Annotated in this window: 18 protein-coding genes and 3 pseudogenes; 13 read left to right on the top strand and 8 right to left on the bottom strand. The window is 68.7% G+C overall.

The window, feature by feature from the left end; genetic code table 11:
• The first annotated feature begins 85 nt into the window (after nucleotides 1–85).
• Entirely contained in the window at nucleotides 86–1033 is a 948-nt protein-coding gene (locus G3I77_RS38000; RefSeq protein ID WP_248511407.1) for a LysR family transcriptional regulator, read from the top strand.
• Between the two features lie 45 nt (nucleotides 1034–1078).
• Here G3I77_RS38000 and G3I77_RS37995 read toward each other — a convergent pair whose 3' ends face one another.
• The 4 genes and pseudogenes from G3I77_RS37995 to G3I77_RS37980 form a co-directional block, all read right to left on the bottom strand.
• A complete protein-coding gene (locus tag G3I77_RS37995) occupies nucleotides 1079–2347 on the bottom strand; it encodes an MFS transporter (RefSeq protein ID WP_248511406.1) in 1269 nt (422 codons plus the stop codon).
• A 547-nt stretch (nucleotides 2348–2894) separates the two neighbouring features.
• A complete protein-coding gene (locus G3I77_RS37990) occupies nucleotides 2895–4337 on the bottom strand; it encodes a hypothetical protein (RefSeq protein ID WP_248511404.1) in 1443 nt (480 codons plus the stop codon).
• A 688-nt stretch (nucleotides 4338–5025) separates the two neighbouring features.
• Nucleotides 5026–5448 (bottom strand): annotated as a pseudogene (locus G3I77_RS41010) (amidohydrolase family protein); the annotation flags it as partial.
• Between the two features lie 21 nt (nucleotides 5449–5469).
• Nucleotides 5470–6627 (bottom strand): FAD-dependent monooxygenase, encoded by a 1158-nt coding sequence (locus tag G3I77_RS37980; RefSeq protein ID WP_248511402.1) that lies wholly within the window; start codon nucleotides 6625–6627, stop codon nucleotides 5470–5472.
• 70 nt (nucleotides 6628–6697) lie between these two features.
• Between G3I77_RS37980 and G3I77_RS37975 the strand changes: the two genes are divergently transcribed.
• The 4 genes from G3I77_RS37975 (at nucleotide 6698) to G3I77_RS37960 (ending at nucleotide 8787) form a co-directional block, all read left to right on the top strand.
• Entirely contained in the window at nucleotides 6698–7255 is a 558-nt protein-coding gene (locus tag G3I77_RS37975) for a TetR/AcrR family transcriptional regulator (protein WP_248511394.1), read from the top strand.
• Between the two features lie 189 nt (nucleotides 7256–7444).
• Nucleotides 7445–7648 carry a hypothetical protein gene (locus G3I77_RS37970; RefSeq protein WP_248511391.1) on the top strand — a complete coding sequence of 68 codons (204 nt, stop codon included), beginning with the start codon at nucleotides 7445–7447 and terminating at the stop codon, nucleotides 7646–7648.
• A gap of 2 nt (nucleotides 7649–7650) precedes the next feature.
• Nucleotides 7651–7950 carry a hypothetical protein gene (locus G3I77_RS37965; RefSeq protein WP_248511390.1) on the top strand — a complete coding sequence of 100 codons (300 nt, stop codon included), beginning with the start codon at nucleotides 7651–7653 and terminating at the stop codon, nucleotides 7948–7950.
• A gap of 315 nt (nucleotides 7951–8265) precedes the next feature.
• Nucleotides 8266–8787, top strand: a complete 522-nt coding sequence (locus tag G3I77_RS37960; RefSeq protein ID WP_248511389.1) for a hypothetical protein — start codon at nucleotides 8266–8268, stop codon at nucleotides 8785–8787.
• 15 nt (nucleotides 8788–8802) lie between these two features.
• On the opposite strand, the pseudogene G3I77_RS40780 reads toward G3I77_RS37960, so the two are convergent.
• Nucleotides 8803–8904 (bottom strand): annotated as a pseudogene (locus G3I77_RS40780) (IS5/IS1182 family transposase); the annotation flags it as partial.
• 285 nt (nucleotides 8905–9189) lie between these two features.
• Here G3I77_RS40780 and G3I77_RS37955 point away from each other — a divergent pair.
• The 5 genes and pseudogenes from G3I77_RS37955 to G3I77_RS37935 all read left to right on the top strand — a co-directional run bounded on the left by G3I77_RS37955 (nucleotide 9190) and on the right by G3I77_RS37935 (nucleotide 11863).
• Nucleotides 9190–9522: a hypothetical protein gene (locus G3I77_RS37955; RefSeq protein ID WP_248511388.1), complete on the top strand. Its 333-nt coding sequence runs from the start codon at nucleotides 9190–9192 to the stop codon at nucleotides 9520–9522.
• A 67-nt stretch (nucleotides 9523–9589) separates the two neighbouring features.
• A pseudogene (locus G3I77_RS37950) lies at nucleotides 9590–10421 on the top strand (IS5 family transposase).
• Between the two features lie 434 nt (nucleotides 10422–10855).
• Nucleotides 10856–11182 carry a PadR family transcriptional regulator gene (locus G3I77_RS37945; protein WP_248511387.1) on the top strand — a complete coding sequence of 109 codons (327 nt, stop codon included), beginning with the start codon at nucleotides 10856–10858 and terminating at the stop codon, nucleotides 11180–11182.
• Nucleotides 11179–11535, top strand: a complete 357-nt coding sequence (locus G3I77_RS37940; RefSeq protein ID WP_248511385.1) for a DUF1048 domain-containing protein — start codon at nucleotides 11179–11181, stop codon at nucleotides 11533–11535. Before G3I77_RS37945 ends, G3I77_RS37940 begins: the two co-directional genes overlap by 4 nt.
• A gap of 1 nt (nucleotide 11536) precedes the next feature.
• Nucleotides 11537–11863: a DUF1048 domain-containing protein gene (locus G3I77_RS37935; RefSeq protein WP_248511379.1), complete on the top strand. Its 327-nt coding sequence runs from the start codon at nucleotides 11537–11539 to the stop codon at nucleotides 11861–11863.
• A gap of 305 nt (nucleotides 11864–12168) precedes the next feature.
• Here the strand turns inward: G3I77_RS37935 and G3I77_RS37930 are convergent, their stop codons facing one another.
• Both G3I77_RS37930 and G3I77_RS37925 read right to left on the bottom strand, forming a co-directional pair.
• Complete coding sequence (locus tag G3I77_RS37930) at nucleotides 12169–13227, bottom strand: acyl-CoA desaturase (RefSeq protein WP_248511378.1); 1059 nt, start codon at nucleotides 13225–13227, stop codon at nucleotides 12169–12171.
• A gap of 405 nt (nucleotides 13228–13632) precedes the next feature.
• Nucleotides 13633–15156: an alpha/beta hydrolase gene (locus tag G3I77_RS37925; protein ID WP_248511377.1), complete on the bottom strand. Its 1524-nt coding sequence runs from the start codon at nucleotides 15154–15156 to the stop codon at nucleotides 13633–13635.
• A 121-nt stretch (nucleotides 15157–15277) separates the two neighbouring features.
• Here G3I77_RS37925 and G3I77_RS37920 point away from each other — a divergent pair, with 121 nt between their 5' ends.
• From G3I77_RS37920 to G3I77_RS37900, 3 genes are all read left to right on the top strand, one after another.
• The gene (locus G3I77_RS37920) at nucleotides 15278–16222 is read left to right on the top strand and encodes a MerR family transcriptional regulator (protein ID WP_248511445.1); all 945 of its coding nucleotides are present in this window, start codon (nucleotides 15278–15280) and stop codon (nucleotides 16220–16222) included.
• 2248 nt (nucleotides 16223–18470) lie between these two features.
• On the top strand, nucleotides 18471–19670 hold the full coding sequence (locus G3I77_RS37905) for a S8 family peptidase (protein ID WP_248511375.1): 1200 nt from the start codon (nucleotides 18471–18473) through the stop codon (nucleotides 19668–19670).
• Nucleotides 19671–19970: 300 nt separating this feature from the next.
• Nucleotides 19971–20390 carry a hypothetical protein gene (locus G3I77_RS37900; protein ID WP_248511374.1) on the top strand — a complete coding sequence of 140 codons (420 nt, stop codon included), beginning with the start codon at nucleotides 19971–19973 and terminating at the stop codon, nucleotides 20388–20390.
• 507 nt (nucleotides 20391–20897) lie between these two features.
• Here the strand turns inward: G3I77_RS37900 and G3I77_RS37895 are convergent.
• A complete protein-coding gene (locus tag G3I77_RS37895) occupies nucleotides 20898–22262 on the bottom strand; it encodes a C40 family peptidase (RefSeq protein ID WP_248511373.1) in 1365 nt (454 codons plus the stop codon).
• Nucleotides 22263–22268 lie beyond the last annotated feature (6 nt).

Genomic DNA, 22268 nt, shown 5'->3' with positions numbered 1-22268 from the left:
CTCGAACGGCAGATCAGGGAAATCAATCCTGTGAATGTGCCGTATCTACGTCACAGATGGCTCTGACTTCTCCAGGTGGTGCCCGGTGAACCTGTCCCGACTCGACCTCAATCTGGTCCTCGCCCTGCGCGCGCTGCTGGAGGAACGCAACGTCACCCGGGCCGGCGAGCGCGTCGGACTGAGCCAGCCCGCGATGAGCGCGGCGCTGTCCCGGCTGCGCCGCCATTTCGACGACGAATTGCTCGCCCGCACCGGCAACGCCTATGAGCTGACGCCGCTCGGAGTCGCCCTGAGGGACCGCAGCGCGACCGCGTGCGACCTGCTGGAACGGGTCTTCTCCAGCCAGGCGGACTTCGATCCGGCCGCCGAGAGCCGCGAGTTCACCCTGCTCGCCTCCGACTACGGCGCGGCCGTCTTCGGCGCCGCGCTCGCCCGCACCCTGCACCAGGAGGCGCCCGGCATCCGGCTCACCTTCCAGCACCCCGCGCCCTCGGTTGCGGAGAACGCGGCCACCGTGCTCAGCACCGTGGACGGGCTGATGATGCCGCACGGCATCATCGACGGCTTCCCGGCCGTCGACCTCCACCGGGACCGCTGGCTGTGCGTGGTCGCCGACGACAACCCTGACGTCGGCGACGAAATCACCCTCGAGCATCTGTCGCACCTGCCCTGGGCGGTCTACCAGCGCCCCTACGACGCCCCGGTGGCCCGCCAGCTCAGCATGATCGGCATCAGCCCGAGGGTGGAGGTCTCCGTGCAGACCTTCCAGCTCCTGCCCCACATGGTCGAGGGCACCCGCCGGGTCTCCATGATCCAGGAGCGCCTGGCCCGCAGAGCGGTCCGCTCGGCCGCGGTGCGCGTCCTGCCCTGCCCCTTCGAGGCGGTGCCGGTCCGGGAGGCGCTGTGGTGGCACCCGGTCCACGCCCAGGACGCGGCCCACATCTGGCTGCGCCAGAAGGCGGCGGAGGTGGGCGCGACGCTGACGGCGAACGGAAACGGCAAGGAGAACGGCGATGCCGGACCGGCTGTGTGAACCGGTCCGGCAACGCCCTGAAGGGACGCGGCCCTTCAGCAGCCGTCAAGCCGACGGCTCTGGCAGCGGCCGCTTGTCGACGGCCCCTGCCCGCCGCCGGACCGCCGGCAGCCCGCCCGCGACCAGAGCCGTGACGACCCCCAGCACGCCCACCGCACCCGCGAGGCTCCCCATCGCCGACTCCCCGGCGAGCAGTACCAGCGGGCACACGAACTCACCGCCGAAGAAGGCCGCCGTCCACAGCCCTGTACCGCGACCGCGGTCCTCGAAGGCCAGGCGGGACATGGCGCTCGTCAGCAGGGCGGGCAGCAGCATGCCCGTGCCGACACAGTTGATCACCGCCCCGATGACCAGCAGCGGCGCGCTGCCCGCGAGGAACATCACCCCGAAGCCGACCGCGCAGACCGCGAGAACGGCGGGCAGCGCAGGCTCGGGGGAGCGCTTCAGCCGAGCGAAGACGATCGCGCCGCCCACGGTGGCGGCGCTGGCGATCGCCGTGGCCAGACCGATGACGCCGGAGTTCTGCACCCCGAGGTCGTCGAGGAGGTACGACATCTCGACCGGGACGGTGTAGAAGACCATCGCTCCGAAGAAGGTGAGGGCGCAGATGCCCCTCAACTGCCGCCAGGGGAAAGGCCTGCGGCCCGCCGTCCCCGCGACCGGGGCCTTGCCGGTGGTCGCGCGGCCTGCCGGGCTGGGCAATGCCATGGCCATCAGCGGGGCGAGTGCCAGGCTCACGGCGTACACCCAGAACGGCATCCGCCACCCCGCGGATCCGGCCGCACCGCCGACCACGAAGAAGACGGTGGCCGATGCGGAGGCGCACATGGTCTGCAGGGCGAGGTACTTGACCCGCTGCCGACCGGAGTAGTAGTCCCCGATCAGCGTGGTGCAGCAGGTCATGATCGCGGCCTCGGTGACACCGACGAGGGCACGGCTGGCGATGATGGCGCCCAGGGAATCAAGCCACAGCGGGGCGGTGCCGAACACGGCGTACAGCAGGGTCGCCGCGATCAGCAGCCGTTTGCGGCCCAGCCGGTCCACGATCACGCCGGCGAACGGGGCCAGCAGCGCCAGCGCCAGCGCCGGCACGGTGAGTGCGAGAGGCACCAGCGCCTTGGCCCCCGGCACCGACTCGAAGTGGTCCTGCATCTTGGGCAGTACCGGGGCGATCAGCACCGCGCCCAGGATCGGCAGACAGCTGCCTGCCATCAGCAGGGTCACACGCAGCAGATGGGCCGGACCCGAGACGGCCATGGGCGCGGGGGCGGAGTCGGCCGTGGCAGGATACGGCGGCGGAACGGAACCGGGCATGTCGACTCCAGGGGACGGTGTACGGGAGAGGGCATGCCTTCAACGGGCGACCGCGGTGCGGGCGCTGGTGGGCACGGCATGCTGCGGACAGCCGCACGTCGGCGGCTGGTCCGGACAGCGGCGCGTGCGGGGTGGGACGACTATGGGTGGTCCGGAGTCCGCTTCGCCATCCTTCGAACGATCCGAATCCCAGATAGCGGGGCATCCATAGGGTGAATGCCCCTTCCCTGAGGCATGCCGCCGCGTTCCGGCCGCCGGGGTCCCGCTTTCGAGTGCCGGGGCAGAGACGGAGGCCTGGGCGGGGGCAACTTCCTGCCGTGGCCGGTGGTTGGCAGGGCGGCCTGTGCGGTGGGCCCGGTGCCTCGGGCGACGCGACCACGAATCCGCCCGCCTCAGCCGGCGTTGCACAGGACAGTCGTGCTCGATGCGCCGGCGCGGCTTCGCCATCCGCGCCGGCGTGGCCGGCGGCATCTCGGAGGGCCGGTCCGAGGTCGATGGTGAGGACGGCCCCACCACCATCTACTGGGCTTCTGGCACGGGAGAGGTGTCAGCCGTCGAGCCAGTCGCCTGCGAGGTCCGTGGGACGGTATCCCGTGGCGTTCCAGAGGAAGTGCGGGTGGGCGCAGCCGAACATATAGGCGAGCAGTGCGGTGTCTTCCCTCCCGGTTTGAGGGTCGTGCAGGGTGTGAAACTTTTCAGATCCGACTGCGCCGGCGTCTTGTTGGACATGACGAGCGCGGGCCTGGGATGGTGCTGCGCTGGACGCCTCCACGGCGGCGATGTAGGTGCGGCGCAGGATCTCCCATGTGCTGTCGATGTTGCCGTACCAGGGGCCGTGCAGTGCTTCGAAGGCATGGAGCTCGGCGTCGAAGAGGGACCAGGCCTGGGGGTATTGGGCTCGGCAGCGTGCGGACAGCTCGGCAGACCGGGTGCTCAGCGCTGGCGCGGTGGGCCGCGGGGCGAGGGTGAGGGTGGTGCCGTGGGTGAGGAGGCCGGTGCATGCGTTGGGCTGCAGGTCGCAGAGCGGGCACTCCTGGGCCGGGGGGAGGCCCTGGGTGATGCCGTCGAACCACAGGGCGTGGCGCCCCGTGAGCCCCATCCAGACGATGGTGGTGTTCATCAGCCAGGTGTTCCACATCGGGGCATGTGCCTCTGGCATGCAGCCGTACTTCACGAGGGCGATGGCGCAGGCAGCGTAGAGGGCCTTGGTGTGGGTGGGCATGTCGGCGAGCCAGAAGTTGCTGATCTCGCCGGTGAGGGCATCGACTCGTACGTCGGCCATGTCGTCGATGACGCGGCACAGCAGCAGGGAGGCGAGGTGCTCTTCCTGCCAGAGCTCGGTGTCGGGTGAGACGTGCCAGAACAGGCAGTCCAGCATCTGCAGGAGTGCGTAGGTGCTCTGGCCGAGTGGGTTGGTCTGGGGGAGTACGACGCTGCCCGCGTCGTGCTGTTGGAGCCAGTACTCGTCAACGGATCGCTTATGGGCAGCGAAGAGTCCGCAGACCAGGGCCCGTGCGCTGTTGGTGCTGAAGCTCTCGGCCAAGCGGCCTTCGACGAGTTGGGTGAGGCGCGTGGTGTCTATGGTGTCGATCACGCGTTTGTATTCGTGGAAGACGAGGATGTCGTCTTCGAAGCGGTGGCGGTGGCCGAGGTCGCGTTCAAGGTCGTTCATCTGCCGGGTCCAGGACCATCCACCGGTCAGAACGCTGTCGAGTTCCCGGCGGTACGGCCAGGTCTTCACCGTGAGGGGACGACCGGCGCTCTGCCGCCAACGGTAGTCATCCAGCGTGCGTGCGGGGGGCGTGGGCAACCGACGGCACAGCCGGCAGGCGCAGTCGGTGGCTTGTTCCTCCTCGCGCGGCGGGGTGAGTGCCCGGCTCCTCCAGGCTTCTTCCAGCATCCTGCTGGTCAGCCGGCAGACCTCGATATCGGTGCTGACTTGCGGGAAGGCTGTTTCGATCATGCGCAGGCTGGTGTCGAGCTGCCTCAACCTGGCATGGCCCTCCTCATCGGGCGGGAGGAACGCGCGCTGCGCCAGAGGGAAGGCTCCCTCCACATGCAGCGTGGTGCTGGAGTGGGGGGATCCGAGTGCGTCGAGCCGCTGCCGAGCTGCGTTCTGGGAACTTCGGTACTGCTCCGTGCACCCATTGACGCGTTTCCCCAAGAGACGGGCCAGGGCGTTCCCCGCCTCGCCGGGCTGAAGCTGGGCGCCAGGCTGCGCCGGGAGCACGCTGTCGGCGGACGCCTTCGGACCAGCACCTATGACTCGAGATTTCACACCGGCTTCCCTTCAAGCTGTGGTCCTGGCAACGGATTCGATCAGCCGCGGTTGTTGGCCGGTCGTGTCCGGGAATCTTCTGTACTTCCGCGACGGCCTCGCCGAACAGCGGTGGTCGCCCACTGCCCTTCGACGGACGGCGCTCCTGGGTCTACTCCAGACGTCTGCTGACGGGGGCGCCGAAGGGGAGGTCGAACGTGACGTCCTGAGCCATGCACTTCCTTTCGGGAGACGGACCGCAGAGTCCCCCGGCCCTGCAAACAGGCAGCCGTCGAGACCGCCCTCACACTCGAACTGGACTTCGCAGACCGAAAGTTGAACTGAGAAGCGCTACGAGGCTGCCCAGAGCCTAAATGATCTACACCGTGGCCCAGCCGTGATCTGGGTTACTGCTCAAGCCTCATGAGCTGCGTATACTCGCGCGCCCCCACGTACGTACCTGCGTCCCCACGTACGTACCTGCGTCCCCACGTACGTACCTGCGTCCCCGCGTACGTACCTGCGTCCCCGCGTACGTACCTGCGTCCCCGCGTACGTACCTGCGTCCCCACGTACGTACCTGCGTCCCCGCGATCTCCTGTGCGTCGAATGCCGGCCCGTCGAACGGATCGCGGTCCAGGACCACCGGATCCGCCAGTGCTCCCTCCCGGACCCGGCCGGTGTCGTCGAGATGGTTCACCGGGGCCGGCCCCACCGTGTAGGCGCAGATCGCCTCGGCGAGTCCGAATCTTTCGGCCGGCAGGAGCATCGGCGTGTCGCCGTCCGGTGTCGCGCGGTTGACTGTCCCAGGTGTGCCCTGGAGTGGATCGGGTCTGCTGACCGGCCGGTCGTTGCGGGCGGCGAGTCAATTCAGCTGTGGTGGCACCCAGGTGTGGTGCCGAAGGATCATGCGCGTTGTGGCGCGGGAGGGCGTCAGCCGCATCGCTGTGTTCCGCAGGGCGACGGCCAGTGGGTGGGAGAGCTGCTGGCCCATCCGCCCGGTCTGCCGGGCGGCCCGCGCGACGGCCTGGGTCCGCGGTCGGCGCTCGGCGTCGTAGCGGGCGAGCGCGGCCTCAACGGTGGACTCGGTGGCGAGCACGGCGGCCAGGGTGACCGCGTCCTCCAGCGCCTGGCAGGCCCCCTGCCCGAGGTTGGGGGTCATCGCATGTGCCGCGTCGCCGAGCAGCGCGATCCGGCCGACCGTGTACGAGGGGAGTGGTGAGCGGAGTTCGTTGACGTCGTGGTGCAGTACGGCCGCGGGTCGGGTCGCGTCGAGCAGGGCGGGGATCGGGCCGTGCCAGGTGCGGAACCGTCTGCGCAGTTCGTCCAGTGGGTCGGCGACCCGCGTCCCGGCGGGGACGTTGAGGACGGCATGCCACTCGGCCCGTCCGTCGTGGAAGGCGATGTGCCCGAACTCGGCCCCCTGCCCCCAGGTCAGCTCGAAGTCGGTGCGCAGGTCGACCGCCTGCTCGGTGATGGCGCGCAGCACCGTCGAGCCGCTGTAGACCGGGCCGGGGTGGGCCGGGAAGAGATGGCTGCGCACTTTGCTCCCGATGCCGTCCGCCGCCACCACCAGATCGGCGTCCAGGACCGTGTCGCCGCAGTCGACTCGAATCGCCCCGGGGCTGGGTTGCTCGACCGAGTCCGCCTCCGAGCCGATCAGCAGGGCCTCGGCGGGCAGGGAGTCGCGAAGCAGCACGTGCAAGGTGGAGCGGGGAATGCCCATGATCGGCGTGCCCACCGCCTTCTCCAGCGCCGAGCCGTCCATCCGGGCCAGCCAAGCACCCTGTGGCGTACGAGTACCGCCGCTGTACTGGCCCCGCGAGGCATCCCGTACCGCCTCGCCGACGCCGAGTTCGTCGAGTGCCCGCAGACCGTTGGCGGCCAGTGAGATGCCCGCCCCCGCGTCCTCGAGCATGGATGCGCGCTCGACAACCGTTACTTCCCATCCGATGCGGCGCAGTCCGATCGCGGCGGCCAGCCCGCCGATGCCCCCTCCGACCACTACTGCCGTGTTGACCATGACAAAGCCCCACCTTCTACATCTGTAGAAGGTGACCTTATCCGAGGCTCTACAGGTGTAGAAAGGATTCATGGCTTCGGATCGGCGCACCCTCCTCGCGGACGCGGCTCTCGACGTACTCGCCGACGAAGGGGTCCGAGGCCTGACCCACCGTGCAGTCGACCGCAAAGCGACCATGCCGCCTGGCACCACGTCGGCCTACTTCCGCACCCGAGCCGCGTTGCTCACCGGACTCGTCACACGCCTGGTCCAACTCGACCAGGTGGAACTGCAAACGATGGCCGAGGAACTTCCACCCCTGCGCACCGTCGAGGAACTGGTGGACGGCATGGTGCTGCTCACCCGACAGCGCCTCACCGGTGAGGGTCGCCGCCGCTCGCTCGCCCGCTACGCCTGCACCGTCGAGAGCGTGCGTGACCGTGAGCTGCGCGAGATCCTCGTACCCCGGGAGAACGCCGGCCGCGAGGCCGTCCGCCTGTTTCTCGCCACGCACGGCGTGACGGACGTAGAGAATCGCACTCACACCATGCTGACCTGCATCGATGGACTGGTCTTCGACCGCCTGGTGAGTGGCGGCGAGGTACCGCGCGAGGCCCTCGAAGGCCTCGTTGCCGCCGCCCTGCGTTAGGCCCCGGACGTCCACGGTCTGCTCGAACTGGCCTCCAGCCTCATCCGTCTCCGCCGCCCATGCCGTCCTCAATCTGAAACGATCAGTGCCCCCATTCGGTCGGCCTCCAGTCGCAACCCGCAGTGGCGCTTCAGCAACGACCGCACAGCCGAACTGCGGGCCCTGATCGAGGCGATGGAGAAGATGTAGATGTCGGACCTGGACTTCTACGCCCACGTCGCCGCCCGTGGCGACGTGTTGGGCGTGGGCATCGGCGCGCAGCCGGCCGAGTGGGAGACCACGCTCGGCGCCGACTGCCTCGACACCGAGGACGGGAGCCTGCTGCGCCGGGACTACGGGCTCGTGGAGCTGTCGTTCCAGGAGGAGGGCGGCGCCTGGCATGCTTCGGGGTAAGCGTGCGGGTGCACCGTCTGCGGTGGGACACCGAGTCGTCCGTTCCGGCGGCCCTGCGCGGCGCGTACGGCGACTTCGCGCCCTCGCCGCGCTTCGAGGACCTGGCCGCCGCGATCGCCGGGCTCGGCTGCTCGGTCGAGCCCGAACCGGACGAGGACGGCACGGCCGGGGACATTCACCGCTACCGGGTGCCCGAGTCCGGCGTGAGGGTCTTCGTCCGCGCGGACGAAGAGGCCCAGGGGCAGGCGGGTGAGGTCTGGAGCCTCAGCGTGTCTCCCGCGTGGTGGCGCGAGGCGGGCTGATCAAGCCTTCGGAGTCGGCCGTGCCGCCACCCGGGCGGCTCTCCCCTGTCGCGTGGCCGGTTCCGAGGTCTGCCCGACCTCGGAACGGGCCGCCCGGTGTTCACCACGCGATGCGCAAGGGTGCCGACACCGTCCGGCGCGGTCGGCCCAGCCCTCCCGCTCAGCCCCCGCACCAGGCCAGTCGAGGGACCGGAGGGAATCGTGGCGCACACAGCCGCCGAGAACCCCACACAGGCGCATCGGGAATGGGCGCGGCGCAGGTCGGGCTGCATCGGCGCGGGCATGTCGTCGGCCGATCGTGGGCAATGCTGAACTATGGCTACGGATGGTGGCGTTGCGGCCGGATTACAGGTCTGCTCTCTCAAGGTCGATACACCTCAGCTGATATCGCCGGGTACCGCGTACAAGGTGGTCCGGTTCCCCTTCGGAGCGGCGGAATCGACGGATCGATTCGAGATGCACCAGGCCGTCCAGCCGGACGGCTACGTGGTGAGTGACTGGGCGACAGACGACCGTAGCGGCCTGATCTGGCCGTCCAAAGCCGGCTGGGGCCATCTGCACGCGATGATCCAGTGGGAGTCCGCCAGCGGCGCGGGCGGCTACACCGAGCTGCGCGACCAGTACGTCCGTGACCCGCTGGGCCTGACGCCCAACCCCAACGACACCACGGCGACCGAGCACCGCACGCCGACGCCCGGCGGCCAGTACTACGTCAAGAACCATGGCATCTTCGTTGTCCCGGGCACCCCGGTTGCGCTCCGTGTCACGCACAACGACGCCGTCCCGCGTCTGTTGACCCTCGCCGAGTTCAAGCTTGTCATCCACGATGCGGTCTAGGTTCTGTCTCTTTGGTCAACGTCGGGTCCAGATGAGGATGCCCGCGAGGTGGAGTGCGGCCTGGTGGGCGATGCCGAGTTTGTCCGTCCGTGTGGCCAGGCCGCGCCACTGCTTGATCGGCTGCTCCAGCAGCGGGCTGACCAGCAAGACCACCTGGCTTGCGGCGGGCGGGGCCAGCCGTTGGCCGTGATCGCGTGTGGGTGAACACCCTGCACGGGTTCCAGCGCGACGGGCCCCGGTGCCAGGCCGGCGCCGCCAACTGGGGTCGGAGTCGTAGCCAATGCCGGCGCCTATTGAGCCGATTGGGTGGTCGTCTCGGCGAAGTGACCCCTACGAACTGGAGCTCTGTGATCTTCTTGCCGCCGATCCCCGGTTGGGGAACCGTGCGAACTGAGGATTCTTATGACTTTCAAGAAGTGGGTCAAAAAGGCCTGCTCGGTCACCGCGCCCGTGGCGGCCTCGGCCATGCTGGTTGTCGGCTTGTCCACCAACGCCCAAGCCGCCACCGGCACTCTGACCTGGCAGGGAGACCAGGGCACTCAGTGGACCTGGAGAAACCCGCCGAGTGGCACGTGCAGCAACTTCGGTGGTAACACAGTCGCTTTCAAGCCCCACAACAACACAGGGGAATGGCTCACCGTGTACACCGAGTTCGGATGCTCCGGCTCCAGGGCTCTGATCGGCCCCGGGGCCGCCACCTACAACTGGACCGCGTACTACAGCTTCCGGTACTAGAGCGTGTCCCTTTGATCGGTTGGTCGGTTGACCGGATGTGTCTGTCCGTTTAGTGATCACTGATGCGATGTGGGACCGGATCGAGCCGCTGATGCCAGCCGATCCGGTCCGCGGTCGGCGGTGGGCCGACCATCGCCGCACCCTTGAGGCCATCGCGTGGAAGTACCGCACCTGCTCGCCCTGGCGGGACCTACCGGACGAACTGGGTCCGTTTCAGACCGCTCACAAGCGACTGATCAGGTGGGCCGTGGACGGCACCTGGGAACGCATCTTGGCTGCGCTCCTGGCCGCAGCCGACGATGCCGAGGACATCGGCTGGACCGTGTCGGTGGACTCCACCGTCTGCCGCGCCCACCAGCACGCGGCTGGCGCCAGGAAAAGGGGGCGCCGGACCGGGCCGAACCTGACGACCATGCGCTGGGACGATCCCGCGGCGGCCTCAGCGCAAAGGTCCATCTCGCCAGCGACAGCCTTGCACGGCCTCTGGCCCTCCGCGTCACAGCAGGCCAGGCGGGTGACGCGCCGGCTTTCCAGTCGTCATGGCAGCCATCCGGGTTCCGCGTAGCGGTTCCGGGAGACCGAGGACTCGTCCGGAGGCCGTCCTGGCGGACCGCGCGTATTCATCCCGCGCCATCCGGAAGCATCTGCGCCGCCGTGGGATCCGCGCTGTCATTCCTCAGCCGTCAGACCAGGTTGCTCACCGGTTGCGGCGAGGCCGCACGGGCGGGCGCCCGCCCGCCTTCGACGCCGAGGTATACAAGCAACGCAACGCGGTCGAGCGATGCATCAACCGGTTCAAGCAGTGGCGCGGCCTGGCCATGCGAACTGACAAGCTCGCCATCGCCTACCAGGCCGCACTCCACCTCGCCGCCATCCTGATCTGGAGTCGACGAAAGTAGGCGCTCTACGCCTGCCGTGAGGAAGGTCAGTACGCGGCGGCTCCCGCCGGACCGAAAGCACCCCCGTACCCGGCAGCACCCGCCGGACCGAAGGATCCAGGCGTGTCAGCCGCAGTTGCCACCGCGGCACCTCCAACGATCAGGACAGCTGAGCCAGCCAGCGCGATAGCGCAGTGGATGGGACGAATCATGGGGCGCTCCTACTCACAGGGGCCGAACTCACAAGATCAACGTCCCTACGGCCAAGGAGACATGCTCTAGGTCTCATCCGCGAAGTGGTCGGTACGTTGGTCCGTTCGTCGTGGAAGCGCGGTAGGGGAAGCCCCGAGTCCGCAGAAGGCAAGACCGTCGCGCCGACATCCTCCACTACTCGGTGATACCGTATAGCGGTACTCGGTACTACGCAGTACCGTTGAGGGTGCGGAGGGCTCGCGATGGACGACCTGACGGAGATGCTGAAGGGCACGCTCGAAGGGTGCGTGCTCGAAATCATCGGCAGCGAGGAAACCTACGGGTATGCCATCACCCGCCAGCTGAACGAGCTCGGCTTCGCCGACGTCGTCGAGGGGACGGTGTACACCATCCTGCTGCGGCTGGAGAGGAACAAACTCGTCCAGGTGACGAAACGCCCGTCCGGGGTCGGTCCGCCGCGCAAGTTCTACGCGCTCAACGACGCCGGACGCGAGGAACTCGCGAAGTTCTGGGCCAAATGGCAGTACGTCTCATCACGCATCGACAGGCTCAAGGAGGGCGGGAGATGAACTTCTGGGAGACCGTCACAGGCAGCGATATCACCAGGGATTGGAAGGCGTTCGAAGCCCGGGCCGAGGCTCTGCCGGACGACTACCGGGAGGCGTGGGACCAGATCGTCGCCCACCTCTTCCCCTACGGGGACTTCACCGGCCGCAACCTGACACCGATCCTCGACTCCGCCATGGGGCTGCTCGAAGTGTCGGCAGCGGACGGGCAGAGCGTCCACGAGGTGCTCGGCGACGACATCCAGGGCTTCTGCACGGCGCTGGCCGGCGGAGCAGGGGCCCGGACTCATCGCGACCGATGGCGCGAGCAGTTGAACAGGAACGTCGCAAGGAAATTGAGCCGGCTGGGAGGCTGACGTGGGCATCCAGGACATCATCGAGGGCAAAAAGCAGTGGCGGGCGCACATGGCTCGGGTCAAGGCGCTCCCGCCGGACTACCAGATCGTCTACAAGGAGATGCAGAAGTACCTGTTCAAGGTCGGACCGATCGACCTTCCTGACGGACCCCTGCTCCCCGGGATCGTTGACTTCTTCGAGGAAGGCGTCACCGCGGGCAAGGGGGTGTCAGAACTCATCGGCAGCGACATCGCCGCGTTCTGCGACGACCTGGTCAAGGACTCACGCACCTATGCGGACGCCTACCAGGAGTCCATCAGCAGGGAACCCGGTACGGCCGACAAGTAGCACTGTCACCCCATGCCAGTGGGCGTAGCAGCCCGCCCGAGCGGTTCGTTCACCTCGGCGCAGGCGAACAGGCGCGGGCCGCCGACCGGTCACCGGAAGCCGCCGCAGATCCTGTCCAAACAGCTCGCCGACGTCAAGGCCAAGGTCGAGCCGGCTGCCGCAGGCTGGGCAACCAGGTCCCGACCAGGTCCAGGTCCCCGCCGCTGACGCCGGCCACCGGGCGGCCTCGTCTTCGTGCACCACTGACTCCACACCGCCACCCCTCGTCCTGAGGCCGTCTGGTCGTGGTCGGGTCGTCCGCCGGGTCAGCCCGCCGGGGTGCGCAGCGGCTCGCCGACACTCCTGAGGTGGCGCAGCGCCTCCCGGTGCGAGGCGATCAGCCCGGTCCGGTGGTACGGGATGCCCAGCTCCGCGCAGTACCGCTCAGTGATGACCTGCGCCCTGGCGAGTGCAGGTGTCGGCATGCTGGGGAAGAGGTGGTGCTCGATCTGGTGGTTGAGCCCGCCCATGAAGACGTCGACCAGTGCGCCGCCCCGGACGTTGCGCGAGGTGAGGACCTGCCGGCGCAGGAAGTCCAGCCGGGTCCCCTCTTCGATCATCGGCATCCCCTTGTGGTTGGGGGCGAACACCGAACCGAGGTAGACGCCGAACAGGCCTTGGTGGACAGCGAGGAAAAGAAGCGCCTTGGCGGGAGAGAGCAGCGTGAACAGGCCGCCAAAATAGATGACAAAATGCGCTACAAGTAGCGTGCCCTCAAGTGCGGGCCTTTTCACCGATGGACCCTTCAGAGCCCGGAGGCTGCTGAAGCTCAGATTCAAACCCTCGAGGGTGAGCAGCGGGAAGAAGAGCGCGGCCTGGTGCCTTCCGACGAAACGTGGCAAGCCCCTGGCCTTGTGCGCCTGTCGGTGCGACCACACGAGAATGTCCGGCGAGACGTCCGGGTCCTTTCCCTCGTGATTGGGATTCGCGTGATGCCGGGTGTGCTTGTTCATCCACCACCCGTAGCTCATGCCCAGCAACAGATCGGCGACCAGCAGTCCGCCTGCCTCGCTGGCCCGTCGGCGGGAAAACACCTGTTGGTGGGCGAGGTCGTGGGCGGCCAGTCCGAGCTGGCCGAAGACCACGGCCAGGGCGACGGCCACGAACATCTGGCCCCAGCTGTCCCCCAGCGCGAGAAACGCGCCGACGCACCCCGCGAGAGCGAGGGCGACCAGTCCGAAACGAACCGTGTAATACAACGGACGGCGCCGGAGAAGCCCGGCCTCGGCTATGCGCCGAGACAATTCAGAGAAATCGCTTCCCCTCTGTTTCTGTCCTTCTCCTTGCATCGGCGGGTCCACCGGAAGCACCGTTGATTCAGTCATGGGGCCCAGTATCCAGATCCGTCTCCGGCGGCATAATGGCGTCCACCCCCTGAAAGAGGTGGAGTTAGCGCCACCATGGTTGCGGGGGAACACCGCAGCCAGAGCCGCCGCCCCCCTTCGCGCCGCCCTGCCGGCACCCCTGAGCCATCGCTCCGTGGCTCCCGAGTCCGCCGTCGGGAGTGGCGGGGAAGCCGACTGTCGCCGGATGGCCGCCTACGCAGCCCTTTCGTCGACACCCTGCTGCTGATCGCGTTGCCCTTTCGCGGATCGGAAGGCGGCCGGGCAGGATCCCCCCGACACTCGGCCATCCCACGGTTCGCTGCACCAGGGGCGGCACCATCCCCGGAACGAAGACCTTCACCGGAGGCGGACGGTGAGCGGGCGCCTTGCTGTGGTCGGGGGGAGTCACCTGGTCAGGTGGGTGACCACCGAGCTCATCGCATGGTGCAGTGCCGGGAGCGTCTCCTCCGGTGCGTCGAGGGTTTCGAACCCATGGTGGCCGTTGGGCACATCGACCACTTCGAGTCGCGCTGCGCAGTCTTCGGCCGCGGTCACGAACGCATCGACGGTGGCGGCGATCCCGGGTGACTCACGCCCGGCCCGGAGGAGGACGATGGGCAGGGCCCCGGCCTGATCGACCGCCATGACGGGGTGGAAGCGGCTGCCGGCCATCCCCCAGGCGGGAAGGGGGGCCAGGACGGGGTAGGAGGCAGCCAGGCAGCGCAGCCAGGCGGGGGGCTGTGTCAGCCAGTCCGCGGTGAGCAGGCCGCCGCCGGAGAAGAACCACAAGGCGATCCGGTCGGCGTCCACCCGAGGGTCGGCCCGCACCAGTTCCACCCCGGCGGCGATGTCCGCGGCGGCGCGTTCGTAGTCCGCGATGTCGTGGAGGCGGTGGTCGAGAGTCGCGCCGACCAGGCCCTCGGCGGCGGCCAGGCGGGCATAGCCCACCAGGGTCGGCCACTCACGCGGGCGCGGCCGCGCTCCGGCGGGTACCGGTCCGCCGTGCACGAAGACCACGGCCGGTCGCGGGCCCTCGCCGTCGGGGACGTACAGATCGACATGACCCTGGCGGTCGCGCGGCAGCTCGGGGACGTCCATGGGGAACGGGCGCAGGTGGGCAGGCGTCGGCGCATCGTCGCCGGCCGGCCGCAGGCGGTGCCCCTCACCGGCCGCGGCCCGCAGCAGGACGTCCGCCAGTGCGGCGGGGCAGGACAGCATCGGCCAGTGACCGGAGGGGAGTTCGAAGAAAGTAGCCTGAGGTTCGGTCAGGACGGCCAGCGCAGGGTCGCCGAAGTCGACGAGCCTCTGCACCAGGTCAATACTGGCGCCGTTCCGGGCGCACAGCACGCCGGTGACGGGAACCGCGGCCACCGCTCCGGTCAGCCGCAGCGGCTGAAGCAAGGTACCCAGCGGCTGAGGCGCTGCCAGGGCGGTCAGCCGCTCCAGGGCCTCCTCGCCGACATCGGCGGTGCTGCCCCAGGCCTCCCACTCGTCACGGGCCGGTGGCGCCAGCACGCCCTCGCGCTCGCCCGCCTCGGCGCGTTCGGCCAGCTGCGCGCGCAGAGCCTGGTCCGGTACGGCGGCCAGCGCCGGAACACCGTTCTGCGGCATCCCGCAGTCCAGGTACACGACGCGTGCGATGCGCTCCGCCCGTCGATCAGCGGCGCCGAGCACCGGGTGGATCCCGTAGTCGTGACCGACGAGCACAATCTCCCGCCCGGACGTCACGTCCACTGCGTCGATCGCCGCGATCACGTCCTCGATGTGCGTCTCCAGACCGACGCGCTCCGGCGCGGCGGGCCGGGACGGGTCGAGGCCCGTCAGCGGGACCGCGTGCACCGCGCTGCCCGCCGCGACCAACCGCGCGGCCGTCTCCTGCCAGACATGGACCCCGGTGAACACACCCGCCACCATGATGAACACCTGCACAAAGCCCTCCCCGGACTCGTCACATGACGCAACGCCGGTCGCGTACGCCATCGTCCGCAGGCCACGGCGTCTGCCGTGCCGCGCACCGGTACCGTAGGAACTCCCCTTAAGGGAGGTTCAACTGTCCACTCCGCATGAGCTGTTGTGGAGCATCGGGGAGCTCGCCGAGCGCGCCGGTGTCACCGTGAAAACCGTCCGCTTCTACTCCGATCAAGGCCTGCTCCCCGAAGCCGCCCGCAGCACTGGCGGACACCGCCGCTACGGCCACCAGTCACTGGAGCGACTGCAGTTGATCCGCTCCCTGCGCTCCTTCGACCTGCCCCTGCCCGGGATCCGCCGCATCCTCGAGGACGAGGACGCAGCCGACCGTGCACTGGAGAACGCCGTCGACAGCCGCCTGCGCGAGCTCGGCAGTGAGCTGAAGGCCCTGCGCTGGCGGGAAGCGGCACTCCAACTGGTGCGGGACTGCCCGCCGGCTCAGCGCGCCGGTCGGCTGAGGGTGCTCAGCGCGCTGGGCACCCCGCCGAGCACCGCACCACTGGCCAGATTCTGGCGCACCTGGCTGCCCCCACGGATGCCGCCCCAGGCAACCGCGGCATTCCTGGAGGCGGCCGTCCCACAGCCGCCCGACGAACCGCATCCGTCCCAGGTACTCGCCTTCGCCGGGCTCCACGCGATGACGACGGCGTCCTGCCCGGACGGTCGGCAGCCCCAACCGGAGGTGCACCGAGTAGCAGGGGCCGGCGGCGCCGCCCTGCTGTACGCGGGCCTCGCCGAAGCATTCGACCTCGCGGCCTCACACCTGCGCCGGGCACACGACCCGCGTCCGGGCGAGGCCCTGGACGCCTACGTTGCGGCATACGCGAGCGCTTATCGCAGCCGCGACACCCAGGATTTCCGTCGCCTGCTGGCCGACCGTCTCTCGGCCGAGCCGCGCCTGAACCAGTACTGGGAGCTCGCCGCCATCGTCCTGACTCCGCCGGGCAGCCGCCCGCAGCCGACCCCGGGCTCCGCGGACGACTGGCTGCGCGCGGCACTGCAGCTGGACAACGCCGAAGCAGCGTAGGTCACGTCCCATGAGGCGCTCTGCGGATGCCTTTCCTACCGCTGCGGTCGAGGTGGCATGCGAGGGCTGGACAACCGGCCCCGGCTCGTCGGGGCAGGGCCGCTCAACGCTCCGGGAGGGCACCGGAGCAGCCCCGTTCCTTGAGCGAGTCGACCAGGAAAGTGTTGCGAGGCTGGGGGTGCCGGTCCTTTCGCCCGACCGTCGTCGTGTTGCCCGTGCTGGCCGGCGGATGGATGACCGCGGGGCGGTACCGTCGGCCCGCGGAGCACCGGCCGCAAGGGGGGAGGAGGGTCGGCGCGGGCGTCCGGGCGCGCCTTGGTGGACCTGAGAGGGCGTCACTCGTATGCCGCCCGGACTCCGGGTGTTCAGAGATGCCCCGATGGTGGAACTGATCACGGGTGGGCAGCGCTTGATGCCGGTAAGCCGTCCGGGAGCGGGCCCGGGGGAGAGGGGGGCGATGACGAGTGAGTGAGCAAGGTGGCCGCGACTGGGTGTGCATGACTCCGGACGACTTCGACCGTGACGCGCCGCCGCGCCCGGAGGTGGACGAACGGATCCCGGCCGAGCTGGACGCGTGCGGTACGGCTCCTCTCTTCGGCGACGAACCGGCTCCGGCAAGAACAGGCCGGCCCGCTCCGCGCTCTGTTCAACGAGGCTGCCAGGGACGGCTGTTCTGACCGTCCCAAGGTAACGAGCCCGGGCGTAGCCGACCATGGTGCGAGCAAGTCCCGGCCTGGACGGAAAGAGCGGGCCGGGAGTCGCCAGCTCCTTGTCGCCGGCGACCACCCTCTGCTCTTCTGATTTCTCGGTAATTCATTTCCTTGAGCTGGGATGCCTTTTGCCAGCCTCCAGTGAGAGTCGCTCCCACAAAGGCGCCTGTGACCATGGAAATGAATTGAGCAAACCTCGGCATACCCATAGCCGGGCCCCACTTGGCCGCTGGGACAAGTCCCTTCGCAGCGCCCCTGCCGCCGCGGCAGCGTGTCGGGGAGAGGGAAACGTAATGGATTGCCGGGTGCGGTGAGCGCGCAGCAGGCCCTGCGCGTCGGCACTCACCACACTGAGGAAGTGTTCATCGCTGAACCAGTCGGCTTTGGCCCATGCCATGTCGGGCCGCGCACCCGTGGCTGACCCGATCGCCAGCGCTGCGCCGTCCATGTCGTCCTGGAGGAACCTGATGTACGACTGCGCCAGTACGGTCCTCAGGGAGTCGGCATCCTGAACGACCTCTGCGAGTTCCGACGTCCTTTCGTTCCACAACCCGGCGATAAGGATGTAGGGCTCGGGGTTTTCGGGCGCGGAGGTGATTGCCTTGGCCAAGTAGTGCACGGCTGCCGCTGGGCTGCCTCCGCAGTGCGCCATCTCCCGCGCGAGACCTACTCCAGCTGCTACCGCCCGATTTCGACTTCCTCCGAGGATATCCATGGTCCGGCCGTTCGTCGGCCCGTCCATCGTGGCCTCGCAGAGCGCGACGATGTCCCGTGAGGGGCCGACAGGACGCGGCCGGGGCGCCTGTGTTGTCGCCTCTGGAACGCCGGGTGCGTCTGGTCACCGCGTTGCGGCGGCGGACCAACCTGACACTGCGGCAGCTCGCCGAGCTGTTCGGCGTCTGGGGCAACGGGCAACGCTGGCAGGGCACCTGCATCCCACGAGCATTTCGGGTCAGCTCTGAGAGCGGCGCCCTCCTCAACAGCGTCGCGGCGAAAGCATGGGCGGGCCCACATCACTCAACACCGCGTTGAGGCTGTATCGGCGAAGGTCGATGTCCAGGAACGCCGGAAGGTTGAGGAGTATTCGTCACAGGATCCGGTGTTCCGCTTCAACTATTGAGACGTGCAACAGATGTAATCGGGCTCATCTCTTGGAAGCATCAGGCCCGGGGTAACGAATCGGCCTGGTTCTTGCTGCGGAGCAGAGGCTGCCGCAGATTTCGGTTTCGGTGGGCGCTGGTCCGCAATCGCTTGCTGCGGAACTGGCACCGTCTACCCAGATTGTTCGCAACCACCTCCGCCCCCGGGTGTATGGGCACACATCCTCAACACAACGTCCGCATGAGCGTCAGGCGTGTGATGAACGAACGAGCCGCGGAGGGTGGCCGATTCGTGCGCAGCTGACCTGCCGCTTCGGCGCGGGTTGGCGTGAAGCTCTTGATCTGCGCACATCAATGAGTCAGGTTCGAGGCGGACCAAACGCAGTTCCGGTCCGAACCCCCACACCCCCCACGAAAAGTGACGAGGAGAACCCTCACATGTCAGCTCGCGCATTCACACGCAGAATGCAGGTCCTCACCGCCACGGCTGTCGTCACAACCCTGACGACCTTCGGGACGGCACACGCGCAGACAACTCCCGAACCCGCCCCGGCCGAGGGCACCGTGTACGGCCTCGGCGCCGAGGGCGCCGTCCCGGGCAGCTTCATCGTCACGCTGGACGACAAGGCGAACAAGCCTGCGCTCGCCAAGAAGTACGGCGGCAAGCTCCAGCGTACGTACACGGCTGCCCTCGACGGCTTCTCCGCCAGCGGTCTCTCGTCGGCCGAAGCCAAGCGTCTCGCGGCAGACCCGTCGGTCTCCAAGGTTGTCCAGGTCAAGAAGTTCAGCATCAACGCCACTCAGGACAACCCGCCTTCCTGGGGCCTCGACCGCCTGGACCAGGCGGACACCGCCGGCGACAGCAAGTACACCTATCCCGACAGCGCGGGCGAGGGCGTGACCGCGTACGTCATCGACACCGGCGTGAGGATTTCGCACAAGGACTTCGAAGGGCGGGCCGCTTCCGGCTTCGACGCCGTGGACAACGACAACGACGCCAGTGACGGCAACGGGCACGGCACCCATGTCGCCGGCACGATCGCGGGCGCGGCCCACGGCGTCGCCAAGAAGGCCAAGATCGTCGCCGTCCGGGTTCTCGACGACAACGGCTCCGGAACCACGGAGCAGGTCGTTGCCGGCATCGACTGGGTCACCAAGAATCATCAGGGCCCGTCCGTCGCGAACATGAGCCTGGGTGGTGGCGCGGACCCGGCCCTCGACGAAGCCGTGCAAAAGGCCATCGCGGCCGGCGTCACCTTCGCCGTCGCCGCCGGCAATGACTCCTCGGACGCCGGGCAAGGCTCCCCGGCCCGCGTCAAGGAAGCCGTCACCGTCGCGTCCTCGACCAAGGATGACAAACAGTCGGAATTCTCCAACTACGGCTCGGTCGTGGACGTGTATGCCCCCGGCTCCGACGTTACCTCCGCCTGGAACGACAGCGACGAAGGAACCAAGACCATATCGGGCACGTCCATGGCCACCCCGCACGTCGTAGGCGCCGCCGCCGTCTACCTGGCGGGCCACAAGGACGCCACGCCTGAACAGGTTGCCAAGGCCCTCACCGAAGGCGCCACCCCCGACAAGATCTCCAACCCCTCGCAGGGCACCGCGAACAAGCTCCTGAAGATCGTCGAGTAGCCGTCCCTGACCGGCGCTCGCCGTGCCGCCCATGGCGAGGCACGGCGAGCGCCGGCCGATGTGCGCGACAGGTGTCCAGGTGCGCGGTTGTCCTGAGGATCGAGGTCGCCGAGGCCTGATGCCGGGCTGGAACGCGACCCGTCAGACACCACAGCCGGATCTCGAAGATGCCTGGTGCGCTGAACCCCTGCCACTGCACCAACAGCCTCCCCTCGCGGCAGCGGACCGTTCTTCCAGTCGTGACGCCGGCCGGGTCCCGGCCGCGCTGCGGGGCGTGGCTGCCCAGCCCCATGAGAGCCGATGGCCGACATCGCCAAAACCGCTGTCACGCTGGGGTGGTCCGGGCCGCTACTTGGGCTGCTCGCCTACTGCTCGGCGAAGAGTTCGGCGTATCAGTTCGTCCACGCCGTGCCGTGGTACGAGTCCATCGGCGGCGGCTCGCAGGCCCGTGTAGACGGTGCTCCAGATCATCAACTCTATCCACCTCGCGGGAACTGCCGAGTCGAGTGCCCCTTCACGCTGGCCTCGTTCGATCTCGGCGAGGATCAGTTCGTCGACCTCTCGTGCGATATCGGCGTCAGCCTCAGAAGGCGTGCCTTCGGTGGTGGTGAACAAGAAGCTCATCCGATCACCGGCGTGCACCATCGCGGTGATGATCCGTTGGATCACCTCGAGCGCCGAGTCTGTGGCGGGGCCGGCCTGCTCGATCGCCACTCGTAGCGTCACCCATGAGTCGGTGACATGACACGAGCGCCCCGGACGACGATGCCTACCTCACACTCGAGCAGATAACGGGAACTCCCGCTCGCACCTTCCGTCAATGGGCGCACGATCACGCCCCCGACTTCATTTGAGCGATGCTCACACAGGGGTGGCGGGGGGCAAGCCCACTCTCAGAGGTCGCTTCCTCCTGATGTTTCATCCCGGCACAGGTGACGAGGGGCGACGCGTCCAGCTCGGCCGGCACCCCGGGACCGTTGCCAGTTCTCATCGATATTTCCGGACCGATTGATCGCGCAGTGCTACCCGAAACCGTCGACGATCGTTGCTCGCTCCCACGTACAAAACCAACACGCATGCGTGCGGATGCCGAGTCCCATCGGTGTCATGTGTGGCGCCGGCCCGGCGTCACTCGGCCGCGTCCCCTCGACGGCGAGCCCGCGCCCGTTCACCCGCCCTCCCCGCCTTGCCGATGAGCCGGTCCCAACCCCACTCGACCAGGGGGCGTCAGGCCGGGCGGACAGCGCCCTTGATCGCCGACTGGCCGGCGAAGAACAGCGACTCCTCACGGATGAGCGCTCCCGGACCCGGTGCGTGGATCACCATGCCGTCGCCGCTCCAGATACCGACGTGACCGAGGTCGTCGTGGAAGAAGACGAGGTCTCCGACCCGGAGATCAGCGAGCGAGACCTGCACTCCCGCTCCCCACTGGGCCTGAGTGGTCCGGGGGAGCGTGACGTCGGCAGCCTTCCACGCGGCCTGGGTGAGACCGGGGGCGTCGTACGACCCCGGTCCGACTGCGCCCCATACGCAGGGCCGACCGATCTGCGCTCGGGCGAAGGCGATCACCCGCTCGGTCTGGGTGCTGTGGCCGGACTCCGGCGACAGCCGGAGTCCACCGGAGGCGTCGGGTGTGAAGGTGGTGGAGGGAGTTTCGCGTGCCGTGAAGGCAACCGGTGCAGTGGGTGCGGCAACTCCTGCCGGTGCAGCGGGGGCGGGTACGGTGGCCGGCTCCGAGGGCACTGCCGGAGCAGGAGCCGCCAGGGCAGATGCAGGGATGTCCGGCAGACCGGCGCCATAGGTCGCGGTGGGCAGGTCGGTCGGTGGGCCGGAGGTGTAGTACGCGGTGGGATCGGCTGACGGAGCCGTGGCATACGGTGCGGTCGCGCCGGTCACCGGACCGGCACCGTACGTCTCCGCCGCGCTTGCTGGAAGATCCGCCTGGTGAGTGCCCGCGGTGAGGTGCGGGTCAATGGGCAACGCCACGGCGGCCTGTAGAGCGGGCAGCCAGTCGGACTCCGGGGCGGGGGCTGGTGCGGGCTCGTGCAGCGGCCACGCCGCCGCGTCGCCGCCCGGGACCGGCTGTGCAACGGCGCGCCAGGCGTCCTCGTCCCGCCGGGACTCGCCTTCCGCAGCCGGCGCGACACGCTGGTCGGGGAGCAGAGGGAGGGGACCGGTGATCGGCGCCTGAGCCGATCCGCCGGTCAGCTCCCACGCGACACCGGTGGGCGCCGCCGGCGCCTTGGGTGCTTCGAGGGCGAGGGGTTCCGCGGCACGTTCCGCCGGGCGCGCGGGGCCTGCTGCCTTGGGCGCGCGGTCGGGCCGGACCGGCGGTCTTCTGTCCGACTGCCACACCGGCACGGTCGGACCCAACTTGGCACGGGCGGCGTCGAACCACTGCCGTGCAAGGGTTCCGACCGCCGGCTCCGAGTCCTCCTTGGGCCCGACGCGGGCGGCAGCGCCCCGCTGGCGCGGGATCGCAGCGGCGCGGGTCGCGTTGAAGGTGCCCGTGTCGCTCTCGGCCCGGTCGTAGAGCTTGTCGACCCACCGGCGGACCTCGTCAGGGCTCGGGCCCTCGCTCTCAGTCGCCAACGCGGG

The sequence above is a fragment of the Streptomyces sp. D2-8 genome (assembly GCF_023184515.1).
Classification (GTDB): domain Bacteria; phylum Actinomycetota; class Actinomycetes; order Streptomycetales; family Streptomycetaceae; genus Streptomyces.
The sequence above is the reverse complement of the archived record's forward strand: the minus strand, read 5'-3'. Positions and strand labels throughout refer to the sequence as shown.